Raw genomic sequence first — 23674 nt, 5'->3', positions numbered from 1 at the left:
CCGAAGAAAAACTTCGTAGATGAGATACCGGAAAGCGAGTGCAATCGCCGTACGGTGGAGTGGAATGCTTCAAGCGAACAACAGTATTCCCATGTTCCGCACATCAGTCAAGCATCGACTGCAGAGCTTCTCAGCTACGGCAATGAACTGGATCGCCCCTCGGCGACCCGAAGCCGCTATGCGCGGAATTCAAAGGAAATACTGAAATATGAACACTGAAAATCAGCATCATCAACACCATATCACCGTTCAAATTGCTGGCGATGACCTGCAATTCCGTCCGGTTCATCTGGAAGATCGCACTCCCACTGGAGCGCAAATTGCGGCGGCGGCAGGCTTCACGCCTGATCAATTGCCGGTCATCCTCCAACTGCTGCCCTCGGGGGCTCTCGAAGACATTCGCCCGGACGAGATCGCCAAGATCACTGATGGCCTGAACCGTTTCATCGTGGTCGAGTCGGATCGGAAATACCTTCTGACCGTGGATGGCGCCCGATTTGAATGGCCATGTCACCATATCTCCGGTCAAACCATCCGCATCCTGGCAGACATCGCAGACAACAAGCGGCTGCTGCTCGAACGTGAAGACGAAGCTGACAAAGATATCGAGAACAACGAGTTCGTTGACTTGGACGAGCCGGGGGTCGAGCGCTTCATCACCCGTAAAGCCATCTGGAAGCTGAATGTCCAGGGTGTGGTTTACGAGTTCGAGACGCACACGGTGAGCGTTCGTGAGGCCATGATCAAAGCCAAACTCGACACGAACCAGGCCTGGCAGATCTTCCTCATGGTCAGTGACCAGCCGAAGAAGGAGCTCACCATCAATGACGTGATCGATCTGCGCGCCCCAGGTATCGAGAAGCTTCGGTTGACTCAAAAGGACGTGAGTAACGGCGAGGTCCCGCAGGTACCACGCCGTGAGTTCAGTCTGCTGCCACAGGACGAGCAGTATCTGAACGCGGCGGGCCATCAATGGGAAACCCGCTTGAACACTGACGGTGGTCGCTGGCTGGTGATCAACGACTACCAACTTCCTTCTGGTTACTCCCACGCAGTGGTTCAGCTGGCACTGAACGTGCCGGCTGGCTATCCAGCCGCCATGCTCGACATGTTCTACGTCCATCCAGCAGTGCGACTGGCGAACGGGGCAGAGATCGCTCAGACCCAAATGGTGGGCCACATCGATGGCGTCACGTTCCAAGGCTGGTCGCGTCACCGGGCTTGGAATCCGGCAACGGATAACATCACCACCCAACTCGCGATGGCAGACGGTTGCCTCATGAAGGAGGTAGGCCTGTGAAAGCCCATTCTCGTCTGGTGCTGACGGACGAGATCCATACCTCGCTTCGGGAACACCTGTTCCCGGGCGACGGTAAGGAAGCCGCAGCCATCCTCATTTGCACTCGCTCGCCTGGCAGCAACCTGAAACTTCTCAGCCAAGAGCTGATTTTGGTACCGCACAAGGAGTGCTCAGTCCGTACTCCTGACTCACTCACCTGGCCAGGCAAGTACCTAGAGGACGCCATCGATAGAGCGCTCGTGGGGGCGCGCTCAATCATTTTGGTCCACTCCCATCCTGGCGGTTTGTACGAGTTTTCTTGGGTCGACGATGCGAGCGATGCCAGCACTATGGTTTCGCTAGCTCAGGGGGTGGAGTCCATTCACGGCTCGGCCATCATGGTGCCGTGCGGAGCTATGCGCGCGCGCATTTATCATCCTGACCAAACGTGCGAAGACATTGAGCTGGTCACGGTCCCCGGAGACACGATCCTTTTCTGGTCGATCGACGCGGAAGAGCACCTGACGCCTCCTATGGCATTTACTTCGCAGATGACCCACGCACTCCAGCGACTGACGGTCGCAGTGATTGGGGTCTCAGGCACCGGCTCGATCGTCGCGGAGCAAGTGACCCGCTTGGGGTTTGGCAAAGTCATCCTGGTTGATCATGACCATGTTGAAGAGAAAAACCTCAATCGTATCCTCAACTCGACTATCGCCGATGCTCAGTCAAAACGCCCTAAAGTTGAGATGTTTGCAGAGGCCATCGAGCGGATCCGTGGCCCCAACGTCGCCGAGCCAATTAACAACTCGGTGCTCTCGCGCGAAGCTGTTTTAGCGGTTGTTAACGCTGATGTCATTTTTTGCTGCGTCGATACGCACCAAGGCCGGATGATCTGTGATCTGATGGCATCAAGCTTCCTAACGCCATTGTTCGACGTAGGGGTAAAAATTCCTACCCGTCCCACCGAGTCAGATGGAAGAGCAATTCACGACGTTCAGGGGCGAATTGACTACGTCAAGCCAGGCGGCGCCACACTGGCCGACCGTAAAATCTACACCCCAGAATCGCTCTACGCTGAGGCACTGCGGAGCACTAACCCCGACGCACATCGTGATCAAGTGGAGCATGGCTACATCTCCGGTGTTCAGGAGGAAGCCCCTTCTGTGATCACGCTGAACATGCGAGCAGCCAGTGCTTGCGTGAACGAGTTCATTGCCCGGGCGTTCCCGTTTCGCGAAGAACACAACTCCAAATATGCCCAGACAAATTTCACGCTGTCTGGGTGCCTGGAGGACTTCGAACACGAGGACTCATTCAGAAAAGCGCCTAACCCTAAACTGGCGCAAGGAGGGAAAGAACCCCTTCTGGGGCTGCCTGACCTCGGATTACGGCCATGACCTTCTTCCGAAATCTGCTAGCCAACACACTGCTCTGGCTTGAGCAATACCTTCCTCCTCGAAGACTGATCGTCGTCAAGGGAGATTCTCTTCCGGTCAAGATGCCAATTCGCTCGCTCGTACTTGCCAGGGACGGCAGAGAAGACTGGTGCATCGGTTTTCGATGCCCATGTGGCTGCGGCCGAACCATTGAACTGCTTGTGATTAAGGAGGCCAATCCTCGCTGGAGTTACACGTTGAATCCAGCTGGCCAGCCGTCCCTTCATCCGTCCGTATGGTTGAACAATGGTTGCCGGTCTCATTTCTGGGTCAAAGACGGCCGCATCAAATGGGTGTGATCGCCCTCACGAGTAAAAACTAACGAATGGACGAGGTTAGACCATGACCATACACATGAGCGGCTTGGAAAAACTGGGTAAAAGCATGCAAGCCCAAAACCTGGACATCCAAAAATTCAGGTTCAAAACCGGGGCAGTGGAGTTTGACTGCTTATTTTCCATGCGAGGAGACTACGAGCTTTCACTGACGACACGTGGCGCGAATCCGAGTTTTTTCCTGTTCCCCATCACGAAAACATTTCAGATGGCGACCTATCTCAGAGGAGAAAATTCGAACTTGGTAAATGTGCTGTGTAGTGGTCAACTGATCCCGGACACTGAATTGAGTTTTTCCTCAGCGACCCCAGGCGCTAGCCCTTCGTTGAACTGATGCGGTCGCCGCCAGTTGTACCGGTCCATCAGGAACCGTCCGATATCCTGTTGCGCTAGCGAAGCGCTCATGTAGCCCACCGTCGGTATCCATTCAGTTTTCAGGCTGCGAAATAGCCGTTCCATCGGCGCATTATCATGGCAGTTACCACGACGACTCATGCTCTGTGTGAAGCGGTATCGCCATAGTCTCTGGCGGAAACTCCGGCTGCCGTATTGACTGCCTTGATCGCTATGAAACAGCACATTTTGAGGCCGGCCACGCTGCTCATAGGCCATGTCCAGCGCTTTGATCACCAGGTCGGCGTCGGGCTTGGCTGAGAACGCCCAGCCCACAACCCGGCGCGCATAAAGATCGATTACCGCCGCTAGATAGTGCCACCGACCTTCGGCCCAAACGTACGTGATGTCACCGCACCAAACCTTGTCGGGGGACGCCACGCTGAACCCTCGATCAAGCACGTTCGGGATATCAGGTCGCTCCACGGTCGCTTTTTTGTAGGCATGGGAGCCCGGCTGTTTGCTGATCAAGTTCATCTCGCGCATCAACCTACGTACCTTGAATCGCCCGATCTGCATGCCGTCCTCTTTCATCATCAGCATGATGCTCCTGCTGCCCGCAGCGCTTCGGCTTTGCGTAAACAGCTCGTTCACGCGGCTGCGCAAAACCACCCGTTCGGCATCTGGATACCGACGTTTCCGGCAGTACGCGTAGTAGCACGATCGGGTTACTTCAAATACCGAGCACAACAGATCAATCGGCTCTTGAGCCCGAAGTTGATCGATTAACGCGAACGCTCGTGTTCCTCGGCCATCAAGAGCGCGGTGGCCTTTTTTAAGATCGATTTTTCCCGTTCTAGCCGATTGATACGGGCTTCGAGTTCCTGGATTTTTTGCTGCTCAGGCGTCAGGGCTTTGCTGGTCGGAGTAACACCGCCACGCTCCTGCTGGAGCTGGTTCACCCAACGACGCAAAGCCGACTCAACCAGCCCAAGCGAACGGGCTGCTTCGGTATGGCTGTAGCCTTGGTCGAGCACCAGGCAGGCCGCCTCGCGCTTGAACTCAGGGGTAAAGGTACGACGTCGCTTGGTCATCAGACACCTCTCTGTGGCGAGCATTCTCGCCTAAATGGGTGTCCGGTTTCATTAGACCACTACACGGGTCAAGATCCGTGAAGAAGGGCTAGTTCGCAACAAGGCGATCTACTTGGCCTTAGGCGTTTTGCCCGACGGAACGCGCGATATCCTCGGCATCTGGATAGAAAATACCGAAGGCGCGAAGTTCTGGATGAAGGTTTTTAACGACCTCAAGACACGCGGCGTCGAAGACGTACTAATTGCCGTCACCGATGGCCTCAAAGGCATGCCAGAAGCCCTTGGAGCCGTGTTCCCGGATACGACATTGCAGACCTGTATCGTTCATCTGATCCGCAACAGCCTTGATTACGCGGCTTGGGATAAACGTCGCGAACTGGCGAAGGCGCTCAAACCGATCTATCAGGCGGTCACCGCCGAAGCGGCTGAGCAAGCCCTCGATGCGTTTGAAAACGGGCCATGGGGCAAGCAGTATCCAACAGTAGTGGCGGCTTGGCGTCGGGCTTGGGATCGAGTGATTCCGTTCTTTGTTTTCCCGCCAGCGATCCGAAAAGTGATCTACACGACCAACGCCATCGAGAGCATCAACGCTCAGCTGCGCAAGATCATCAAGACCCGCGGCCACTTCCCGACCGATGATGCGGCGACGAAACTGATCTGGCTTGGGCTACGCAACATCACGGCAAACTGGGGCTCAGCGGCCCATGATTGGAAGAGTGCGATGAATCAATTCGCGATTTTGTACGGAGATCGATTTATCAGGCCGACCTGGTAAAAGCACGGCCTGCCTGGCGGCAGGCCGTTAACGTCCCGCACACAAAAAATCTGACAGTCCCGCCGTTAACGTCCCGCACACAAAAAATCTGACAGTCCCGCCTCATATTGTGCACATACAAGCATGTGATGAGCCGATCAAACTTGGGGCTCACCTCAACCATCCTTCCTCACCCCACCCCCAACCTCCCCAACCACGCCTCATACCTCCCCGGCCACTCCCCACTCGCCGTCCCCCTCCTCCCCAACCCAAACCCATGCCCCCCTGTCGCATACCGATGCATCTCCACAGCCACCCCGCGCTGCTCACAGGCCGCAGCCATGATCAGCGTATTGTGCGGATCAACCACCGAGTCATCTTCCGCCTGCACCAAGAATTCAGGGGGTGTGCTGCCAGTCACGCGGTTCTGCACAGACCACTTAGCCTCTTCTGCCGCGGAAGCATCTGCCCCCACCAATACCTTGTGAGTCGAGGTATACGTATAAGGCCGCTCCAACGTAATGGGTGGATAGATCAACGCCGCCCCCTCAGCGACGGCGGGTATCGAATCGATGCTGTCCTGCGCGGCATACGTCTGAGAATCGCCAAGCGTTACGGTCATGCCCATCAGATGCCCACCGGCTGAAAAGCCCAGCAGGGTCACATGCTTTTCCCGGCTGCGAACGATGCGCAGCGCACGCTGTGCATCTTGCAGCGCGACGATGTTGCCGGCGTTCCAGCCTTCGCTCGGCAAGCGGTAGGCCAGCACATAGGCGGTATAACCGCGCTCGGTCAGCCACTGCGCCAAGGGCCATCCCTCGATGCCGAGTTCGATTCGTTTATAGCCCCCACCGGCAGCGACGATCACGGCTTTTCCATTGGGTATGGCGGGCTTGAATATCTGCAGGTAAGGGCGGGTGACGTTGCTCAGAGAGCCATGGGATGTGAGCGAGTTGTCTCCCGACGGTCCGCCTCCGCCTGGCGGTGCGCCGCTCCACAGCTCGACTGTTTCGCTGTTGGCCGGTGGATCATTGGCCTGAGCGGCGGCCAGTTTCAACATCAGCATGGCAGAGCTGGCGCCCAGGATGAAATTGCGGCGATTCATGAAAGCTCACTCAGTCGGTGGACGAGAATTTCTGACGCACCCTAGTATCTTGTTGGGTGCTTCAGGAAAGCTATCTCACTTTCGACCGACCGCACTGAGCTCCGCATATTTTTCAAGCATTCATGATCGACGACTCACTATCAGCTCACGCTAACCTGTGCCCATCCGGCCGAAACAAGCCCGCTCAATACTTCCACGTCACCGAAGCCGTCAAATTGCGCGGCGCGCCGTAGTTGGTCGACCCGGACGATTGATACAGCGACAGCAAGTACTTGCGATCGGTGACGTTGTTGAGGTTCAGCGAGGTGCTCCAGTTGTCGTCGATGTCGTAGCTGGCCATCAAGTCCACCAACGCGTAAGCCTCTTGGCGCACGTTGCTGTTGGTATCCACCTCGGTTGCACTCTGCCATTGGAAACGGGTGCCCACCTTGACGCTGGGCATCTCGGGCAGGCGGTAGGTCAGGCTGCCGCGCAGGGTGTGGGTGGGGATGTACTTGCGGGTGTCGTCGCCGTTGTCGTCTTCGATCTGCACAAAGGTGTAGCCGCCCGCTATGTCCAGGCCGGGTAGCGCTTCGCCCGACGCGCCCAGTTCGAAGCCATGGCTTTTGACGTTGGTGCCGCGGTACAGGTACTGGCCACCGACGATTTCGCCGGTGAGTTCGGCGACGTTTTGCTGATCGGTTTTGAACGCGGCAGCGGTGAGGGTGAGTCGCTCGTCGAGCACGAGGCCTTTGACACCCACTTCCAGGCTTTTGCCTTCGAGCGGAAGGATCAAGCCGCCGCTGGTGCTGCGCAGGTATTGCGGTTTGAAGATTTTCGTCCAGCTGGTGTACAGGCTCCACTGTGGGGTGAGGTCGTAGACCAGGCCGGTGTACGGGGTCACTTTGCCGTGCACCCGTGTGTCGTGAGGCGATCCGTAGCCGGCGCCATCGCCGTCGGCGCTGAGCATGCGCGCGCCGGCAATCCAGTGCAGGTCGTCGATGACGCTGAAGCGCGCGCCGGCGAACAGGCTCTTTTGTCGGTCGGTGAACAGCTGGGTATTGAGGTCGTCGGTGTAGTTCAGCGGCGGTTGCACGACGTTGCCGGACAGCGCGTCGGCCAGGCTCACCATTTGGTTGCCGGTTGAGTCTCTGTAATGGCCGATCTCATCGTGGTGGGTGCGGCCGTAGTTGGCGCCCAGGGTCAGTTCATGTTCCCTGCCGAACAGCGCGAAGGGTCCGGACAGTTTCGCTTCGGCGGTGACTTGCTCTTCCTTGCTGGTGGTACGGTTGATGTAGCCGTACACCTGGTCCGCGGTGGCGGGGATGGCGTAGAACATCTTGGTGTCGGAATCCTGCTTCATTCCGGCCAGGGTCAGGGTGCTGGTCCAGCCATTGTCGAACGCGTGGGTCAGCTCGGCGAAGGCGCGCTGGGTGTGCACGTCCCAGTGAGTCCAGGGCTGGCCGACACTGGAGCTGCGGCTGCTGTAGTGAATGCGGTTGCCCTGGTAGTCGGCGATGGGCAAGGCGCCCCAGGTGCTGCCATTGGAGTAGCTGTTCTGCTGGGTGAAGCCTACGGTGAGGGTGTCGGCATCGGACAGGTCGAAAGCCAGCAGACCTGCCGCGACGTTGACCTCATGGCCGTACTGATCGAGGTAGGAGTTGCCTTTGTCATGGGAGGTGATGAAGCGGCCGCGAACGTTTCCGCTTTCGCTGAGAGGTCCCGACACGTCAAAGCTCAAGCGGCGGTTGTCCCACGAGCCCACGCTGCTGTCGACCCGCGCCTGGAACGTGTCCGTGGGGCGTTTGCGCACCAGGTTGACCGTGGCAGACGGATCGCCGGTGCCGCTCATCAAGCCGTTGGCGCCGTGCAGCACGTCGACCTGCTCGAACTCGGTCATGTCCTGATCGCCGACCAATACGCCACCGGAGAACGGCAGGCTCATGCCGTCGAACTCGAAGTTTTCGATCTTGAAACCACGTGAGGTAAAGGCGGTGCGATCGGTTTCGAACTGTTCCACGGTCACCGACGGTGCGTTGCGCAGCGCGTCCTTCACGCTATTGAGCTGGAAATCGTCCATCTGCTCGCGCGTAATCACGGTGATCGCTTGCGGGGTTTCCTTGTCGCTCAGGCCCAGGCGAGTGGTGCTGGACACCGGGTTTGCCCGGTAACCGCGGGTTGGGCTGACGTCGCCGGAGGTTTGATACTGGATCTGCGTGGGCGCCAGCAGGATTTCGCTGCTGGCCTGCGTGTTCTGCACCGGGACCAGGTAAACGGTCATGGCATCGGTTCGGGCGAAGGTGTAGCCACTGCCCTGCAACAACTTCGTCAGTGCCTCTTCCGACGAGTAGCGGCCGTCTACGGCAGTGCTGCGCAGGGCACTGTCCAGGTTGCCGTCCAGCAGCACGTTCTGGCCGGACTGCTGGCTGAACTGGAGCAAGGCCTGACGCAGGGGCTGCGCGGAAATATTGAGTGACAGCCGCTCTACGGACGTCGCCGCCGAATGAACCTGCGCGCCATGAGCCTGAAGTGCGCCGACGAGCAGTGTGCACGCCAATGCGGTGCCCAGTGCGTTGCGCTGCCAGCGGCTGTCGATGCTGGATTCATGGTTGAGTTGCCTTGCCATTGCGGTCGTACCCCAGGAAGTGCGCGAAAATGCGAATACCAATCAGTCAGGCTAAGACGCATGAGCGCAGGCAATTCCTTGAGGCTGCGTGAATTATTTCCTGCAAGATCAGGCGGGATAGATCAGCGTGATCAGGTCGGTGTAGCGATCCACACGGACCGCCAGGGCTTTGGTGATGGCATCGAGCATCTGCTCGGGCTTGTTCAGATTGAGGATCAAACTGACCCGGCGGCTGGCAAGTTGCTTGTCCATGATGAAGATTCGGCCTTCGCGCCAGCGTTGCAACTCATCGATGACCGTGAACAAGGGCTTGTCGAAGAACACCAATCGTCCGCTGCGCCAGGCGAGTACCTGGGCCAGTTCGGCATGCTGGATGGGGCCGGTCCGATCACTGCTGAAACGCAGCGATAAGCCCTCCGCCAGATCGATCTGCTGGTTGGCCGTTATCACACGGACCGTCTTGCGGCTTACCGTCAGCAGCGTCGATGCGTCATCGCATGACAGACAGAATTCGCCCTCGGCGGCCACTACCTGCCCGGATCGGCTGTTGACCGTGAACTCATCGGCGGCTGCGGGCAGCACATTGAAGTAAGCCTCGCCGTGAAGCAGTTCCACGGCGCGCCGGGTCGGTGAAAAATCCACATTCAGTGCGGTGTGACCGGCAAGGTCGACGGTGGACCCATCGGGCAAGCTGACCGTCCGCCGCTCGCCCACGGCGCTGCGAACATCGGCGAACGGCAAGCCCATATCGTTGAGCCACAGCATGGAGGCGCATGCGCTGACGGCCACGGCACTGGCGGCGATGCCCATGCCGACGAAACGCCGTCGAGACAGGTGCGCAGCGGCCGGTGCCGCGTTGAGCGAAGGCAACTGCGCGGACGCGGCCCACAGGTGCTCGAGCTGGGCATAGGCCTCGGCATGTCGGGGGTCGGCATCCAGCCACGCGGCCAACTCCGCCTGTTCCGCCGCAGTGGGCGACCCGCCCTGCATCAACGCAAACCAGGCGCTGGCTCGATGGCTTATGTCGTCGACGTGCGCCACAGGGGACGTTGGCGGTGGTTCGGCGCTCATTCGGACATACCGATCTTGAGCAGATCCAGGGCGCGCACCATGCGGCTGTAAGCGGTTTTGGCGGGAATACCCAGGCGCTGGCCTATTTCCACATAGGTCAGGCCTTCCACGCGCACCATCAGGAACACCTCGCGACAGGGCGCGGGCATGTTCTGGATCACGACGTTCAACGTATTCAGTTGTTGATGGGCAATTGCCGCTTGTTCAAGCGTTGGGGTGGTGGGCTCGAAGCTTGAGGTTGTCTGCGGGTCGAGGGCCTCGCCTTTGCGATGTTCCTGACGCCGGGTGTGATCGATGAACAGATTGCGGGCGCTGGAGAACAGATACGCGCGGAAATTCGCAATCGGCGTTCGACCCATCTGTTCGGAGAGGCGAATGAACGTGTCCTGAGTCAGATCGGCGGCGGTCTCTTTGCAACGCAAACGACGGTCCAGGTAATCCTGAATTTCGCTGCGGTGGGCGAGGTACAGCGCCTTGAGATCTGGGCCGGACATGAAGGAACCTTGAAAGGCGGAGTGGCAAGGGCAGGAAAATATCACAAAGAGAATCATTTGCGCTTGCGAAGGCGTTGGTGCCTGCGCTTTCCTGCCTGCTCAATAGCGCCTTGCGCCAATCAACTCACCCAGGACCTGATTGGGGATGCGAAAGGGTATGGAGGCGTGGTCCTCGCCAGGTTCGACCACAAAGCCGGTGCGCAGCCCGGTACCGGACAACTGCTGCAGGCGTGAATACAACGCCTTGGCATCCTGGATGCCCTGAACCGAATCGCGCTCGGCCATCACGATGCTCAGGCTGGTCTGCGTCATGTCGAGTTGCCCGGCGCGGACGCGTTCGGTGAAGGCGCGTTCAGGTGCCAGCAGGAATTGGTCGCGCCACCACAGACTGGGGCTGACCGCTACAACGTGTTGAAACAGAGTGGGACGAGTGAACATCGCGTACACGCCCAGCATGCCGCCGAACGAGTGCCCGACCAGGCTGCGCTGGTCTTCGTCGACTTTGAAATGCTCGGACACCTTGGGCATCAGGCGCATCTGGATAAAATCGAGAAACAGATCCTGACCGCCTTGTGGAGGTGTGTTGCGATCGGCGGGCGCAGGTGGGGTCAGGTCGAACGCGCGCCTGGCAAAGTCCAGGGGCGTGTCACTCGGATAACCGATGGCTACCAGGATGGATCCGCGCAATTTAGCCTGGGCACGCTTGGCGGCATGAAACGCCGGGAAATAGGCATTGCTGTCCAACAGATAAATCACTGGATAACCGCCGGTGTAAGGCACGTCACCCTCGGGAAGGCTGATCATGATGCGGTATTCCAGCCCGCCTTCGCTTTGCATGGTCCATTGCTCGGTACCGTCCAGCGTGACCGGCTGCGCATGAGCGGCCATCGCCGCGCCAAGAAGCCAGGCGGTGAACACTGCTATTACTTTACGAATCATGATTTCAGACGGTCCTCGTTGGGCAGGCCCGCAAGCGGATGCCGTCGACGTCAAAGAAGCCGACCGGCACACCTGCGCGGTGGAGAATGCTCTCGCATGCCCATAAGACGGATGACGGCGTCGTTTGTCTTGATCTGGCGATGGCCAAACCGATTTACTTGCAGAACGGATCGTCCCAGAACGGACGCTCGATCTCTTTATAGATATCCGCCCGGCTCAAGCCCAGGTCCTTGAGCCCGGCGTCACTCATCTGCTCCAATTGGTGCCGTTGCCGAGCTAGTTCATACCAGCGCGTGATGCGCTTCCAGAGATTGGCTAGAGGCCCCAACGACTTATGCTGGGTGCAGCCGTCGTTCGAAACACAGGCATTCACTGTTTGACCTTTCATCTGCTCATCCTCGTGGTTGATGGCTTGATTCTCGGTTCAGGCCTAACATCAATCCAACGAATGTTTTGAATGCCGTGCATCTCGGAGATTGATCAATGTCCCACTACCAGAGCATCGACTCGGAAGTGCTCCGTACCTTCGTGGCCATTGCCGACGAAGGCGGTTTCACCAAAGCGGGCGAGCGGGTTAACCGCACTCAATCGGCAGTGAGCATGCAGATGAAGCGGCTCGAGGAGGACGTGCTGTGTCGGCAATTGTTCGAACGTGATGGCCGGCAGGTGAAGCTGACGGCTGAAGGGCAGATTCTGCTGGGTTACGCGCGCCGCATTCTCAAATTGCACAGCGAAGTGTTCACCACCCTGCGCGAGCCGCACATGGTCGGCACCGTGCGCATCGGCACTCCGGACGACTACGCCATGCGCTTTCTGCCGGGGATCTTGTCCGGCTTCGCCCAGGCGTTTCCGCTGGTGCAGGTGGAGGTCCATTGCGAGAGCTCCCGGCAATTGATGCAACGCAAGGATTTGGATCTGACGATCGTCACCCGTGAGCCCGGGCGTGAAGTGGGCCAGTTGCTGCGCCAGGAGCGCTTCGTGTGGGCTGAAGCCGAAGGGTTTTTTCTCCACGAACAAACGCCCGTGCCACTGGCGATGTTCAATACCGATTGTTTTTGCCGGATATGGGCCTGCAACGCCTTGGACGCCGCGCAGAAGCCGTACCGGATCGCCTACTCCAGCCCCAGCCTCGCGGCGATAATGGCGGCGGTCGGCGTGGGCCTGGCGGTCACTGCACAGTTGCAGAGCCTGGTCACGCCAGGGATGCGGATCATTGGCGAAGCCGAAGGCATGCCCTTGTTGCCCATCGCGAGCATCATGTTGCTGCGCAACCCTGATACCCGTTCGCCGATGATGGATGCATTGGCCGAGCATATCGTCGAGGGGTTCAGGCTTTGAGTACCGGAGCAGACTCGACGTCATGACCGATCCCCAACCTGCGCAAAGCTCCCCTACCCCCGCGTCAACCCGGTCAAGGTATCCGCAATGCCCTTCGTGCGCCTCGCCGTGCCTTCCGTGGCCTGGCTCGATGCCTCCAGGGTATCCAGCATCTCCCTCAGCGCGCCCACCCCTGTGGACTGGTCTTCGATCTGCTGAGCCACTCGCTGAATTTCGCTCGACAGCAAGTCGACATCCACGCCGATATCCGCCGCATTCTTGCGGGTGATCTCCGCCAACTTGCGCACCTCGTCGGCCACTACTGCAAACCCTCTGCCCAGTTCGCCAGCGCGGGCTGCTTCGATAGCAGCGTTCAACGCAAGCAAATTGGTCTGCCCGGCAATCTGCTGGATCACCTGCACGATGGACTGGATCTGCAGGCTCGAACTGGCCAGCGCACGTGCGCCTACCACCGCTTCGTCCGCCTGCCGGGCAAGGTCTTCGACGGTGTCGCCGGCCTGGCTGGACACGGTGTTCTGGCGGTCGATGGTGGCCGCCAGGTCATCCATGGAAAGGTGCAGTTCGCCGGAGTAATGCTTGATCTGGGTGGCCATCTGCTCCTGTTGCTCGCCCGCGTCGGAGAGCACCTGACCCAGAGCCGCGAGGCCTTTGAAGACGGGAAGGATGCCGTTGTCCAGGCCGCGGGTGTCGAGGGCGCTGGTGAAGTCGTTGCGTTTGAAGGCTTCGATCTGTTTGACCACTACGTGATTCAAGCCAACCATTTTCTTCAGTTGGCGGCGCAGGAAGAACGCTTTGAACTCGCCGTAGTGGGCGATGAAGCGATCCACGTATTCGTCGGTGAACGAAGCACCCTTGGCGACGTGAAAGAAGAAGATCGCGGTCAGGGTCTGGTTGAGGTTCAGGCCGAGGATTTCGCCGAAGGTCGAGAAGCCCACCACCGGCACATCGCCAAAGAGCCCGCGCATGCTGCCCAGGTCATTGGCGTTGTTGAGCCTGCGCAAGATGCAGTCGTTGAGAATGGCGGCGACCGGCTGGCCGCCCTTGCCTTGCAGGAACTGTCGGTAGTCTTTTTCCGTGGCCTGACGCAACGGCGTGCGCTTGACCATGACCAGTTCTTCGCCCGGCGCAACGTCGCAGAACAGTTTGATGATCTGCTGGGCGTGGTCGATGCGGGCAATGGAGCGCACGAACAATTCACTGCCGACACGGATGGCGAACGAGTACTCGGCCAGGTTCTTTTCCAGGGAGTGGCTGTCGCATTTGAATGCGTTGCACAGGGCCTGCACCATGCTCATGATGTTGCCGTTGCTGTCGATCACCTGGTCGATGGTGCGGTCTTCGACGGAGGCGGTGAGCACGCTGAACGTCAGCCCGACCGGTTCGAAGTTCTGACTTTTGAACACACCGAACCGGATATCCGGAGCCGTCTTCAGGAAAACGATCTGGGCGTGGTTCTGGTAGCTGCGTTTGCCGTCGTGGATCAGGGTTTTCTGGAAGTCCGATTTGCCGCCGGCGGAACCGCCGACGAACAGGCATGGAAAACGACCGGACTCGTAGAGCGCCTCCATGAAGAACGATTCGGACGCCGACAGCCCGTCGAACACCACATAGGCGAGGGTGTCGCGGTGGTCGATGGGCGTGCTGACCTGCACGCGCTTGATGTTGTTGACCAGCTTTTCGATGCGCTCGCGCATCTCCATGCGTTTGCCGCCCTTGCGAATGTCTTCGCACTCCAGCGGCACCATGACCACTTCCGCCGAGGCAATCACGCTGCGCTCGAAGCACTGCAGGACGATACGGTCCCAATGCTCGCCTGCGGCGCAGTACAGGCCATCGGCGCTGTTGCACAGCTCACCCGAGGTTGTGCACAGGCTGATGGTGCCATTGGGAAAGCGCTGCCTGACGCTGGCCGCAACCTTGTCGATGTCCAGGTGGGGCGAGACGAAACCTGTCACCAGCACGGGATCCGCGCGCAAACCGGCCAGGGCACGGTCCAGCTCACCGGCCGTGCAACTCAGGCTCACGGCGCCCTGGCTGTTTGCGCGGGCGTTGTTGAAGCGTTTGAAAAGGTTCATCACTGGGCTCGCTAGAAGAGGGCACAGCCCACGCGGGGCGTGGGCTTGCATTGGTTCTGCTATCGGCCTTGGGAAGGGGGACTTGAAGCAGGTGGTCGGGTTTATGGGGATCGAGGCTACTGTGACCTGCCGGGTTGTGTGCCTGCGTTCCAACCGCCAGACCGAACGCTTTCTTGCAAGCATTCAAAATGCATCATCAATAACCGTGAAGCTGCCGAAATGGCTGGCCCTTATGGTATTCAACCCACTCCTCCACATCGTAAGGAATGTACAGCTGGTGCCGAGCGCGGGAAATTGCGACATACACTGCACAAATTCGCTCGTCGAATTCGTAGGCATCCTTGAACGCCCCCGTGGTAAGCAGCTCGGGGGTCAGTAGCACCTGATCGAACTCCATTCCGCCAGCGTCCTGGGCCATCATCAGCACACAACTGGTGCCGAGCTGGCCTTGCAAGCGGTTCAGCCGTGTCATGTCTGCAACGTTGAACCCCTTCTCCAGCGCGTCTTCTACCCATGAGAACGAATTGTCGTATCGATTGGCTTCGCGCACCTGGGCCCAGTCGAGCAATTCGTTAAGATCCGGGTGTGCGCCTTTGCCATGATGGTCAAGGCTGTAATATTCAGGCTTGTAGAGCGCGATGGCCGTGGACATGAAGTGCTGAAGGTCGTCCTGAGCCTTTTTGTTCAGGAAGCTGAAGCCACAGTTGGCGTCGTGAAGCTGCATGACCCATTTCATGGTGTCCCAATGCGAAGCCGTCAACACCGCACAGCTTTCAGGTGGCACGAAACCCTCGTGATAATGTTCCACTCGTACGTCCGCGTTGCGAGCCCCCTCGAAATACACTTTGCTCTTGGCCGAGTGCCGAGAGATAAGCGGGTTGACCAACTTCTCCACGTTGCGCCCCGAACGTAACGAATAGCTGATATCACTGCGACGCACTCCATGACGGCGCGGCACAGTTGCACCCTTGATCTGCTGATACTCGTCGCCAAGGGTGATCAACACTTGTTTGCCACGCTCGATGATCTGCAATAGCGACGCGGGAATGTCCTGACTTTCATCGATGAGCACATGGGTAAACCGTGCCGGTACCACGCAGTCCGCCAAGCTGGCACGTTTGATCATCAACAGCGTGGCGAAATACCCATGACCTGCCCATGCCGGGGTCGAGTCCAAGTACCGCCATAGGCGTCTGGCATACTCGAGCAACACCTTGGCATCCTCACTGGTCAATGCCTGCTGGAAATGCGGAAGATGTGCAGCGCTCAAGCTGTAGTCTCTGGAAGCGCTGTAGTTTTCCAGTACTTTGAGGCACAGGCCCAAGGTAGTCGGCCCGTCATACTGACGCAGGCCCAGGATGTTGAGTTCCAGAGCCAGTGCCTGCTTCGTCGGCAATCTGGCCGGGGCCGTTGCCGTGTTGAACCTGGAATGCTTCAGCAGTGCGTGCGCAAAGCCCTGGAAGGTGGAGCCGGCTTTTCTGTCGCGATCGCCGCCCATGTGCTTGCGCAAGACTTCAAGCTTGCTCTTCGTGCGCGCCAGTACAAGGGTGGTTTCGGGGCGCAGAAACTCCAGCAGTGCGCCCAGCAAATGGCTTTTCCCGACGCCGGCATAACCTTGCACATGCAAGTCTTCATTCAGATTGGCGCGGAAGGTGCGCAGCAGGTTGTCTTGCGCGTCGCTCAACCAGCGCTCCCGATGCCGCGGCGTAATCACATGCTCGCGGTAGGGGTTGTTCGCTCGGTAGTGTCGAATACTGAAGCTGCTATCCCACTCCCCCCCAGGCAAGAGATAATCCTGGGCGGCGACCTCTTCGTCTTCCAGCAAACGCAGTTTCAGGGGTTTGATCGCCTCAAGGCCGTAATACAGCTTGCCTTGGTCGAACAAGCGTTGTGCTTCGGATAACAGGCCGGTCGGTTCTCGAGAGGCCACGGCCCATCCGATCAACTTGGCCAATATTCTTTCGGCCCCAGCGGCGTTCAAGTCTTTTTCAGCGGCCTGTGCCAGGTTTTGAATGACGAGCACGGCAGCCAGCTCCGGACCGCTCAGAGATTCAAGCTGGGCCGCACCGTCCTCGGCGAGCAGGCGTAAACAGGTTTCCTCGGCGACAGGCAGGAAAACGGGATGGGATAAATCAACATGTTCGGCGTGCATAGACTCTCATTGCCAAGCGGTACGTTTCACGAGGGCCGTGGCTGCGCCACCCATCACTCATCATGCAAACGTCACTATACGGGTAGTCCCGTGACCGACGTGCCAACCAGTTCCGGGGTTGCTCCCATGCGTGGAAGCGTGGGAGGCGCGCCGAACGTCTTTGAGCCAGTTCAACTGCATCAGCCTGAACCCTACCGCCGATGTCGATACACCCAAAGCGATGCTCAAATCGGTAACAATGCGTTGCGCCGTTTCGATATTGTGGCGTTGGTAGTCGACATAGAGGCGGCCATGTCCACGCCATTTGACATCGTAGTGCTCAAGTAAAGGCGTCAGATGACGATTGAGAACGTATTCGTCACTCCACTGGTCAATCTTGCTTTCGTCCATTCAATGCACCTCCCACAGGTAGGCACATAAGTATGCCACCTTGATTTGCATTGATGTCCGGATCCGCAGGTTGGATAGGGAAAATAATCTTTAACGGACGTTTCAAGCGACGTCGTGCATGTGGGCTAGGCATTAGACAGTCTCAAACCTACACGACCTTTTCACTAGCCTGTGTTGGACCAACGCAGGCTGTGCATTGGAGCCAACCGGGCGCCCGCTGTAGCTTTCAAAACTAACAGAACAATCCTTCCGGATGGCGCGCTAAATTCGCTATTTCTACTGTAGGTGATGCGTATAGCGGGGCCGATGAAGCCGCTTCGCGCGTCGAATACCCCGACGAATTTTGGGCAATTCATGTATTGGTGAGACGAGGACCCGCACGCTCCAATATGCCCATCCTACCGTTTTTCGAAGCAATAGGCGGTCGCCCAGATCGTGCAACTCCAAGACTTCCGCAATAAACCTATAGAAGGCTGTATTACTAAGGTACTGATCATTTATGGACTCCAGCAATACATCGCCAACTAACTTCAGCGAGCCAAGAATGACTGCGCAGGGCAACACACAAACGGTAATAATTATAACCAGCCAAAACAGCTCGGTCATCGCCAAAGCGATATCAACATAGTCATTGATAGAACCAAACACGGCATCGGGCGTCATCGTTGCAATGACTATACCTGCCACTACCGCAAGGATACCAGTGACATAAGCTGCAAAGTTAGACGCTGAAGGAAGCCTAAAAAAACCAGAGGCACGTATCAGCCAGGTTTCTTTACACCGAAGCTTGATTTTCTCGCGCCACTCCCATTCATCGACCAGTTCAGCGGCCAATCTCATCAAATCATCTTCGATACGAAAAATCTTCTTCAGATAAGCCGTTTTTTCATTTGTAAGATTCGAAAAGGATCGCCGGAAGCCGAATGATATGGCATTGGGATTGTATAGCCTATACCGGCGCGCCCTGCCTAGGTAATAAGCCTGCCCAAGCCCCAATAGTGCAGGCAGCTCTGCTAAGAGTAGTGAAAATTGAGAATGGGAACTGAGTAAGAAGGTATTGCCCGCAAGCCTGATAGAAAGATCACTGAGAACTAGCGAAAGGATTAGCGCTACGAGCACCAGTGAGAGCCATAGTACCAAGCTTCCCATGGCGTAGAAAACTGGCGGACGAAAGGTTTTTCGGTAGTGACGAATCTTATCGCTAATGGCTTGCACGACAACTCCTTTGATCTGGCTGCTCCATATTATGGTCATCATACTACTAAAGCGCCTCGCCGTAGCTCATGAGAAATTTTTCTAACTTACTGTATAGCCGCGACAGCGAATACACACACCGCCAGGTGACTCTCTCTTGAACAGGTAACACCCAGATAGTTTGCGACTTTGATGGTCAGCTCCGACAAGAGTTTTCACGCGTACAGAACATCAAGCCGAGTATCTATTGCATTTCATGGGTAGCAGCCTTTGCTCTTGACCCCCCTCACCTCCTCCAACCTCACTAACCTGCACGACTCAATGCTCAAACATCTGGACATCCCCAACCCAGTTCCCCAAGCCACGCTCCAACAATGGCTAAGCTAGGTGAATGCCCTCAGTCAGGCGCTCGAAGGTATCCAGCCTGCGATTCAGCAAGTGGTGGATGTCACCGATGCATTGGCGTTGACAGGGCAGTTGCTGGGTGCCGACCACCCCACGGCGCTGGATGCCGACAAGATGCGTTGCCTGCTCGAGCCGTTTTGCAAACGGTTGGAGTGGGCGGGCGAGCGGATTCGTCAGGTGCTCTAAAAACGAGCCGTGATTGGCCCGTATCATAAGCATCTAAAACGGCCCTTGATATCCAGCGTGAGCCGAATAAACTCAACATTCGGCTCACAAAATGAGCCGAATAAGCTCCCCAATCGGCTCATCAAGGCGAGGAATGCTCATGCCCCAGTGGATCTGGCAGCAACCTCAATGGCCGCAATTCTCCTGGCAACCCGACAAGCTGGCTGACCTGCTGCGTCAATGTACAAGCGAGCAAGGGCGGCTATTGGGCAGGCTTGGCGCCGTTGGTGATGAGAGCAGCCGACAGGGCATGCTCGATACGCTGCTGCAGAACATCATCACGTCCTCGGCAATCGAGGGTGAGGCACTCAATGCCGGTTCGGTTCGATCTTCCCTGGCTCGCCGCTTGGGTGTACACGAGCCCAAAGAGGCGCAGAGAACTTCGCGCAGCGAGGGTCTGGCGCAATTGATGGTCGATGCAACGTGCAATCACGCTCAACCTTTGAGCGTAGAGCGCTTGCTGCAGTGGCATTCGCTGCTGTTTCCAGCGGACGATTCGAGTCAGCTGCACACGCCGGTGCGTGTGGGTGAGTTGCGTGGCAATGAGCCAATGCAGGTGGTGTCGGGCCGGCTGGATCGGCCAACGGTGCACTTCGAAGCCCCATCCCGGCACGGCCTGGAACAGCAGCTTGAAACGTTCGTTGACTGGTTCAACGTGGCGTCGACCACGCTGGATCCCCTGTTGCGCGCGGGTCTCGCTCACCTGTGGTTCGTGACTCTGCACCCCTTCGACGACGGCAACGGTCGTTTGACCCGCGCGCTCACCGACCTGGCGCTTGCCCAGGGTGACCACCAAGCGGTGCGTTTCTACGCGATGTCAGCCAGCATTCTGGACAACCGGGTGGGTTACTACTCGGTTCTGGAACAAACGCAGAAAGCCGACATGGACGTCACGCCGTGGCTGGTGTGGTTTCTTCAGACGTTGCTCGCAGCAATTACCGCAGCGATCAAGAACATCGATCGAGTGCTGAACAAGGCGCGCTTTTGGCAGGCGCACCGTGCGCTGCCGTTATCGAAGGAGCAGCTGAAAGTGATCAATCGCCTGCTCGATGGTGGCGCCAAGGGATTCGAAGAAGGGATCAGCGCCGCGCAGTATCAAGCGGTAGCGAAGGTCAGCAAGGCCACCGCCACACGCCATCTCGCCGATCTATTGGAAAAGGGCCTGCTGCAACGATTGCCAGGTGGGGGTAGGAGTACGCGCTATCGGATCGTCGCAGCAAGGTAAGTCTGCGTGCCACGTTTACCCTCGCTCCCTACCCCAAACTCCGCGCCGAATTGCTCAACACCTGCACACACTGCATCAACGCCGGCACCAGCTGGCTTTCGGCGTCGGCGCGAGTCCAGCGGCTGGTGGGGGCGACCACGTGGACGGCGGCCACGGGGCGGCCGTTGCCGCCGATGACGGGGGCGGCGATGGTCATGTCGCCGAGGAACAGTTCCTGGGTGTTCACCGCGTAGCCGCATTCGCGCACGGTTTGCAGCGAGGCCATGATCTCGTCCACGTCGGTGTGGGTGTGCGGGGTGTGCGCGACGCGTGCGCTGCTTTGCACCAGGGCCAGGGCCTCGGTGGGTGGCAGGGCGCTGAGGTAGGCACGACCGGAGCCGGTGCAGTACATCGGCACGCGGCTGCCGATGGGCATGTGCACGGGTACGAAGCGGGCGCTGACGAAGCGCGCGATGTAGGTCATTTCCACACCGGTGGGCTCGGTCAGGCAGGCGGTCTCGCCGGTCAGCCGAGTGAGTTCGGCGAGAAACGGGTTGCCCACCTCGATCAGCGAGTGAGCGTCCAGATAGCTGAAGCCCAGTTCCAGCACATGTGGGGTCAACTGGTAATGCCGAGTGCGCGAGTGTTTCCGAAGGTAACCCAGGCTTTCCAGGGTGAACACCATGCGCTGGGCCGAGCTTTTAGTCATGTGGGCGGCTTCGGCGATCTCTGCAAGGCTCATGCTGCGGCGCTTGGCGCTGAATGTACGCAGTACGGCCAGGCCTTTTTCCAGGGACTGGTTGAACAGGCTGTTGCGATCTTCGGACATGAGGGCCTCTAGGAAATGACCAGCGATTGAACCCGGACGACAGCTATCAGACAGCAAATAACGGGCCCGAAAATCGTCTAGCGATACGAAACATCCGCTAAACGATTTTTCAGCTGCGTAAATTGATTGCAAAGACCTGGAATGGCACAGAGCTTGCGACCTTCCTCAGGACCGCATGGCGGTACCCACCTTCCGATTCCTTCTGGAGTGACCCGATGAACAGCCTTTCCCCTCTGTTTCGCCGTTTCGCGCTCGGTATCTGCATGACGCTCGGTGCCTCCCTGGTGCACGCTGCCGAGGCACCGATGTACAAGGTTGGTGCAACCGCCACGGGTTCGCCTTTCACCTTTCTGGACATCAAGAGCAACAGCATTCAGGGGATGATGGTCGACATCGCCAAAGCAGTCGGCGAGGCGGGCGGCTTCGGCACGCAGATGGAACAGACCAATTTCGCGGCGCTGATCCCGTCGCTGACGTCGGGCAAGCTGGACTTTATTTCGGCGGGCATGCTCAAGACCGAAGAGCGCGCCAAGGTGGTGGACTTCAGCACGCCGGTCTATTCCTACGGCGAAGGCCTGATCGTCAGTGCCGACGACAACACCGCCTACCCCGACCTCAATGCGTTGAAGGGTGAAGTGATCGGCGCCCAGGCGGGCACCGCCTTCTACGACCTGGTCAACAAAATCGGCATCTTCAAGGAAGTACGCACCTACGATTCGATTGCCGAGATGGTCCGTGACCTGTCCCTGGGTCGCATCAAGGCCGCCGTGGCCGACCAGCCGATCGTGGCCTACCAGATTCGTCAGAACACCTTCAAAGGGGTGAAGCTGGCTGCGGATTACACGCCGGCCAAAGTAGGCGATGTGTGCTTCGTGGTGCGCAAGGGTGACAGCGAAACCCTGGAGCGCCTGAACAAGGCCATCGACACCATCAAGGCCAACGGCACGCTGCAGGGCATCGTGCAGAAGTGGGGCGTGTAGGCTGAGGAGCGACCATGAAGCTTGCTGAATTCTTGCAGAGCGCGCAGGACTTCCTGCCGATTCTGCTTCAGGGTGCGTGGGTGACCATCCAGATCACGGTGCTGTCGTTTCTGCTCAGCAGCGTGCTCGGGCTGGTGCTGGCGCTGCTCAAGCTGTCGCCGATCCGCGCGCTGTCGTGGGCGGCGAGTACGGTGATCAACGTGATCCGCGGGCTGCCGATCATCGTGCAGCTGTTCTACATCTATTTCGTGCTGCCGGAGATGGGCATTCATCTGACCGCCTTCCAGGCCGGCGTGATCGGCATGGGCATCGCCTACTCGGCGTACCAGGCGGAAAACTTTCGGACCGGCATCATTGCCGTCGACCAAGGCCAGCGCGAAGCGTCGGAAGCGCTGGGCATGCGTTCGTTCATGATGATGCGCCGGGTGATCCTGCCGCAGGCGTTTCGTATCGCGCTGCCGCCCTACGGCAATACGTTGGTGATGATGCTCAAGGACTCCTCGCTGGTGTCGACCATCACCGTGGCCGAGATGACCCGTCAGGGCCAGCTGATTGCCTCGTCGACCTTCCAGAACATGACCGTCTACACCTTGGTGGCCTTGCTGTACCTGCTGATGAGCCTGCCGCTGGTGTACGGGTTGCGGCGCATGGAGCAGCGTCTGAGCCGGAGGAAGAAGGCATGATCAAGATCAGCCAGTTGCAGAAGAACTATGGCGACCACCGCGTGTTGCACGGGGTCGATCTCGAGGTGCAGAAAGGCGAAGTGGTGTGCCTGATCGGCCCGTCGGGTTCGGGCAAATCGACGTTGCTGCGCTGCATCAATGCGCTGGAAACCTATGAAGGTGGCTCGATCCAGGCCTTCGGTGAAACCGTGCAGCGCGGCAGCAAGACGGTGCACACCCTGCGCAGCCGCATGGGCATGGTGTTCCAGCGCTTCAATCTGTTCCCCCATCGCACGGTGCTGGAAAACGTGATGGAGGGGCCGCTGTACGTCAAGGGCGAACCGGCCGCGCAGGTGCGCAGCGAGGCGCTGGCGTTGCTCGACAAGGTCGGCCTGGCGGAAAAGGCCGATGCCTACCCGGAGCAGTTGTCCGGTGGCCAGCAGCAGCGTGTGGCCATCGCCCGCGCACTGGCAATAAAGCCTGAGGCCATGCTGTTCGATGAACCGACGTCGGCGCTGGACCCGGAGCTGGTGGGCGATGTGCTGCAGGTGATGCGCACCCTGGCCGACGAAGGCATGACCATGATCGTCGTCACTCATGAAATGGGCTTTGCCCGCGAGGTCGCCGACCGCGTGTGCTTCCTGCACGGCGGTTATCTGGTGGAGACCGGACCGGCCGACGAGGTGCTGGGCAATCCGCAGCACCCGCGCACCCAGGATTTTCTGCGCCGGGTCTTGCACCCGACCACCAGCACCCGGAGCCAGCCATGATC

The 23674-nt window shown here is 58.5% G+C and carries 21 protein-coding genes and 2 pseudogenes; 10 read left to right on the top strand and 13 right to left on the bottom strand.

Features of this window, described 5'->3' with window-relative positions; genetic code table 11:
• Nucleotides 1–208 precede the first annotated feature (208 nt).
• From IFT76_RS13830 to IFT76_RS20855, 3 genes are read left to right on the top strand one after another with little or no spacing between them, the layout of a single operon-like run.
• Nucleotides 209–1300, top strand: coding sequence for a multiubiquitin domain-containing protein (locus IFT76_RS13830; protein WP_192058895.1), 1092 nt, complete (start codon nucleotides 209–211; stop codon nucleotides 1298–1300).
• Nucleotides 1297–2679 (top strand): ThiF family adenylyltransferase, encoded by a 1383-nt coding sequence (locus IFT76_RS13825; RefSeq protein ID WP_192058893.1) that lies wholly within the window; start codon nucleotides 1297–1299, stop codon nucleotides 2677–2679. Before IFT76_RS13830 ends, IFT76_RS13825 begins: the two co-directional genes overlap by 4 nt.
• Nucleotides 2676–3017: a DUF6527 family protein gene (locus IFT76_RS20855; RefSeq protein WP_342365579.1), complete on the top strand. Its 342-nt coding sequence runs from the start codon at nucleotides 2676–2678 to the stop codon at nucleotides 3015–3017. Before IFT76_RS13825 ends, IFT76_RS20855 begins: the two co-directional genes overlap by 4 nt.
• A gap of 300 nt (nucleotides 3018–3317) precedes the next feature.
• Here IFT76_RS20855 and IFT76_RS13820 read toward each other — a convergent pair.
• Nucleotides 3318–4480 (bottom strand): IS3 family transposase gene (locus IFT76_RS13820; RefSeq protein WP_192058891.1). Its coding sequence is split into 2 segments (ribosomal slippage): nucleotides 3318–4228 and nucleotides 4228–4480, totalling 1164 coding nucleotides; the frame shifts between segments, so codons are not numbered across the junction.
• Between the two features lie 64 nt (nucleotides 4481–4544).
• On the opposite strand from IFT76_RS13820, the pseudogene IFT76_RS13815 reads away from it, so the two are divergent.
• A pseudogene (locus tag IFT76_RS13815) lies at nucleotides 4545–5255 on the top strand (IS256 family transposase); the annotation flags it as partial.
• A 169-nt stretch (nucleotides 5256–5424) separates the two neighbouring features.
• Here the strand turns inward: IFT76_RS13815 and IFT76_RS13810 are convergent.
• The 6 genes from IFT76_RS13810 to IFT76_RS13785 form a co-directional block, all read right to left on the bottom strand.
• Nucleotides 5425–6339 carry an alpha/beta hydrolase gene (locus tag IFT76_RS13810; RefSeq protein ID WP_192058889.1) on the bottom strand — a complete coding sequence of 305 codons (915 nt, stop codon included), beginning with the start codon at nucleotides 6337–6339 and terminating at the stop codon, nucleotides 5425–5427.
• A 184-nt stretch (nucleotides 6340–6523) separates the two neighbouring features.
• Nucleotides 6524–8944 (bottom strand): TonB-dependent siderophore receptor, encoded by a 2421-nt coding sequence (locus tag IFT76_RS13805; RefSeq protein WP_192058887.1) that lies wholly within the window; start codon nucleotides 8942–8944, stop codon nucleotides 6524–6526.
• 108 nt (nucleotides 8945–9052) lie between these two features.
• The gene (locus IFT76_RS13800; RefSeq protein WP_192058885.1) at nucleotides 9053–10015 is read right to left on the bottom strand and encodes a FecR family protein; all 963 of its coding nucleotides are present in this window, start codon (nucleotides 10013–10015) and stop codon (nucleotides 9053–9055) included.
• A complete protein-coding gene (locus tag IFT76_RS13795; protein ID WP_192058884.1) occupies nucleotides 10012–10509 on the bottom strand; it encodes an RNA polymerase sigma factor in 498 nt (165 codons plus the stop codon). The genes IFT76_RS13800 and IFT76_RS13795 overlap by 4 nt, the downstream gene beginning before the upstream one ends.
• A gap of 99 nt (nucleotides 10510–10608) precedes the next feature.
• Nucleotides 10609–11448, bottom strand: a complete 840-nt coding sequence (locus IFT76_RS13790; protein WP_192058882.1) for an alpha/beta hydrolase — start codon at nucleotides 11446–11448, stop codon at nucleotides 10609–10611.
• A 154-nt stretch (nucleotides 11449–11602) separates the two neighbouring features.
• Nucleotides 11603–11836: a DUF1127 domain-containing protein gene (locus tag IFT76_RS13785; RefSeq protein WP_122795872.1), complete on the bottom strand. Its 234-nt coding sequence runs from the start codon at nucleotides 11834–11836 to the stop codon at nucleotides 11603–11605.
• A 95-nt stretch (nucleotides 11837–11931) separates the two neighbouring features.
• Here IFT76_RS13785 and IFT76_RS13780 point away from each other — a divergent pair, with 95 nt between their 5' ends.
• Nucleotides 11932–12786 (top strand): LysR substrate-binding domain-containing protein, encoded by an 855-nt coding sequence (locus IFT76_RS13780; RefSeq protein ID WP_192058880.1) that lies wholly within the window; start codon nucleotides 11932–11934, stop codon nucleotides 12784–12786.
• Between the two features lie 53 nt (nucleotides 12787–12839).
• Here the strand turns inward: IFT76_RS13780 and IFT76_RS21055 are convergent, their stop codons facing one another.
• The 5 genes and pseudogenes from IFT76_RS21055 to IFT76_RS13760 form a co-directional block, all read right to left on the bottom strand.
• On the bottom strand, nucleotides 12840–13334 hold the full coding sequence (locus IFT76_RS21055; RefSeq protein ID WP_446730952.1) for a methyl-accepting chemotaxis protein: 495 nt from the start codon (nucleotides 13332–13334) through the stop codon (nucleotides 12840–12842).
• 372 nt (nucleotides 13335–13706) lie between these two features.
• Nucleotides 13707–14861, bottom strand: a pseudogene (locus IFT76_RS21050) (FIST signal transduction protein); the annotation flags it as partial.
• Between the two features lie 196 nt (nucleotides 14862–15057).
• Nucleotides 15058–17013: a hypothetical protein gene (locus IFT76_RS13770; protein ID WP_192058877.1), complete on the bottom strand. Its 1956-nt coding sequence runs from the start codon at nucleotides 17011–17013 to the stop codon at nucleotides 15058–15060.
• A gap of 60 nt (nucleotides 17014–17073) precedes the next feature.
• Nucleotides 17074–17403 carry a hypothetical protein gene (locus IFT76_RS13765; RefSeq protein WP_185794863.1) on the bottom strand — a complete coding sequence of 110 codons (330 nt, stop codon included), beginning with the start codon at nucleotides 17401–17403 and terminating at the stop codon, nucleotides 17074–17076.
• Nucleotides 17404–17679: 276 nt separating this feature from the next.
• Entirely contained in the window at nucleotides 17680–18618 is a 939-nt protein-coding gene (locus IFT76_RS13760; protein WP_192058875.1) for a hypothetical protein, read from the bottom strand.
• A 366-nt stretch (nucleotides 18619–18984) separates the two neighbouring features.
• On the opposite strand from IFT76_RS13760, the gene IFT76_RS13755 reads away from it, so the two are divergent.
• Nucleotides 18985–19188, top strand: coding sequence for a hypothetical protein (locus IFT76_RS13755; protein WP_192058873.1), 204 nt, complete (start codon nucleotides 18985–18987; stop codon nucleotides 19186–19188).
• A 133-nt stretch (nucleotides 19189–19321) separates the two neighbouring features.
• Nucleotides 19322–20452, top strand: coding sequence for a Fic family protein (locus tag IFT76_RS13750; RefSeq protein ID WP_192058871.1), 1131 nt, complete (start codon nucleotides 19322–19324; stop codon nucleotides 20450–20452).
• A 28-nt stretch (nucleotides 20453–20480) separates the two neighbouring features.
• On the opposite strand, the gene IFT76_RS13745 is transcribed toward IFT76_RS13750, so the two are convergent.
• Complete coding sequence (locus IFT76_RS13745) at nucleotides 20481–21260, bottom strand: IclR family transcriptional regulator (protein ID WP_122480588.1); 780 nt, start codon at nucleotides 21258–21260, stop codon at nucleotides 20481–20483.
• 215 nt (nucleotides 21261–21475) lie between these two features.
• Here IFT76_RS13745 and IFT76_RS13740 point away from each other — a divergent pair, with 215 nt between their 5' ends.
• The 3 genes from IFT76_RS13740 to IFT76_RS13730 are packed head-to-tail and all read left to right on the top strand — an operon-like array spanning nucleotide 21476 to nucleotide 23672.
• The gene (locus IFT76_RS13740) at nucleotides 21476–22240 is read left to right on the top strand and encodes an ABC transporter substrate-binding protein (RefSeq protein ID WP_192058870.1); all 765 of its coding nucleotides are present in this window, start codon (nucleotides 21476–21478) and stop codon (nucleotides 22238–22240) included.
• A gap of 14 nt (nucleotides 22241–22254) precedes the next feature.
• Nucleotides 22255–22923: an ectoine/hydroxyectoine ABC transporter permease subunit EhuD gene (gene ehuD / locus IFT76_RS13735; protein ID WP_192058868.1), complete on the top strand. Its 669-nt coding sequence runs from the start codon at nucleotides 22255–22257 to the stop codon at nucleotides 22921–22923.
• Nucleotides 22920–23672 (top strand): amino acid ABC transporter ATP-binding protein, encoded by a 753-nt coding sequence (locus IFT76_RS13730; protein WP_192058866.1) that lies wholly within the window; start codon nucleotides 22920–22922, stop codon nucleotides 23670–23672. Before ehuD ends, IFT76_RS13730 begins: the two co-directional genes overlap by 4 nt.
• The last annotated feature ends 2 nt before the right edge of the window (nucleotides 23673–23674 follow it).

The sequence above is a fragment of the Pseudomonas sp. CFBP 13727 genome (assembly GCF_014841915.1).
Classification (GTDB): domain Bacteria; phylum Pseudomonadota; class Gammaproteobacteria; order Pseudomonadales; family Pseudomonadaceae; genus Aquipseudomonas; species Aquipseudomonas baltica.
This window is presented reverse-complemented; position numbering and strand designations above follow the sequence as displayed.

What these genes read in the sequence shown, in the direction of transcription:
- IFT76_RS13790 (WP_192058882.1), bottom strand. Translation starts at nt 11,448, where the DNA reads ATGATTCGTAAAGTAATAGCAGTGTTCACCGCCTGGCTTCTTGGCGCG.
- IFT76_RS20855 (WP_342365579.1), top strand. Translation starts at nt 2,676, where the DNA reads ATGACCTTCTTCCGAAATCTGCTAGCCAACACACTGCTCTGGCTTGAG.
- IFT76_RS13795 (WP_192058884.1), bottom strand. Translation starts at nt 10,509, where the DNA reads ATGTCCGGCCCAGATCTCAAGGCGCTGTACCTCGCCCACCGCAGCGAA.
- IFT76_RS13830 (WP_192058895.1), top strand. Translation starts at nt 209, where the DNA reads ATGAACACTGAAAATCAGCATCATCAACACCATATCACCGTTCAAATT.
- IFT76_RS13780 (WP_192058880.1), top strand. Translation starts at nt 11,932, where the DNA reads ATGTCCCACTACCAGAGCATCGACTCGGAAGTGCTCCGTACCTTCGTG.
- IFT76_RS13750 (WP_192058871.1), top strand. Translation starts at nt 19,322, where the DNA reads ATGCTCATGCCCCAGTGGATCTGGCAGCAACCTCAATGGCCGCAATTC.
- IFT76_RS13730 (WP_192058866.1), top strand. Translation starts at nt 22,920, where the DNA reads ATGATCAAGATCAGCCAGTTGCAGAAGAACTATGGCGACCACCGCGTG.
- IFT76_RS13800 (WP_192058885.1), bottom strand. Translation starts at nt 10,015, where the DNA reads ATGAGCGCCGAACCACCGCCAACGTCCCCTGTGGCGCACGTCGACGAC.
- ehuD (WP_192058868.1), top strand. Translation starts at nt 22,255, where the DNA reads ATGAAGCTTGCTGAATTCTTGCAGAGCGCGCAGGACTTCCTGCCGATT.
- IFT76_RS13805 (WP_192058887.1), bottom strand. Translation starts at nt 8,944, where the DNA reads ATGGCAAGGCAACTCAACCATGAATCCAGCATCGACAGCCGCTGGCAG.
- IFT76_RS13785 (WP_122795872.1), bottom strand. Translation starts at nt 11,836, where the DNA reads ATGAAAGGTCAAACAGTGAATGCCTGTGTTTCGAACGACGGCTGCACC.
- IFT76_RS13765 (WP_185794863.1), bottom strand. Translation starts at nt 17,403, where the DNA reads ATGGACGAAAGCAAGATTGACCAGTGGAGTGACGAATACGTTCTCAAT.
- IFT76_RS13745 (WP_122480588.1), bottom strand. Translation starts at nt 21,260, where the DNA reads ATGTCCGAAGATCGCAACAGCCTGTTCAACCAGTCCCTGGAAAAAGGC.
- IFT76_RS13810 (WP_192058889.1), bottom strand. Translation starts at nt 6,339, where the DNA reads ATGAATCGCCGCAATTTCATCCTGGGCGCCAGCTCTGCCATGCTGATG.
- IFT76_RS13740 (WP_192058870.1), top strand. Translation starts at nt 21,476, where the DNA reads ATGAACAGCCTTTCCCCTCTGTTTCGCCGTTTCGCGCTCGGTATCTGC.
- IFT76_RS13770 (WP_192058877.1), bottom strand. Translation starts at nt 17,013, where the DNA reads ATGCACGCCGAACATGTTGATTTATCCCATCCCGTTTTCCTGCCTGTC.
- IFT76_RS21055 (WP_446730952.1), bottom strand. Translation starts at nt 13,334, where the DNA reads ATGGATGACCTGGCGGCCACCATCGACCGCCAGAACACCGTGTCCAGC.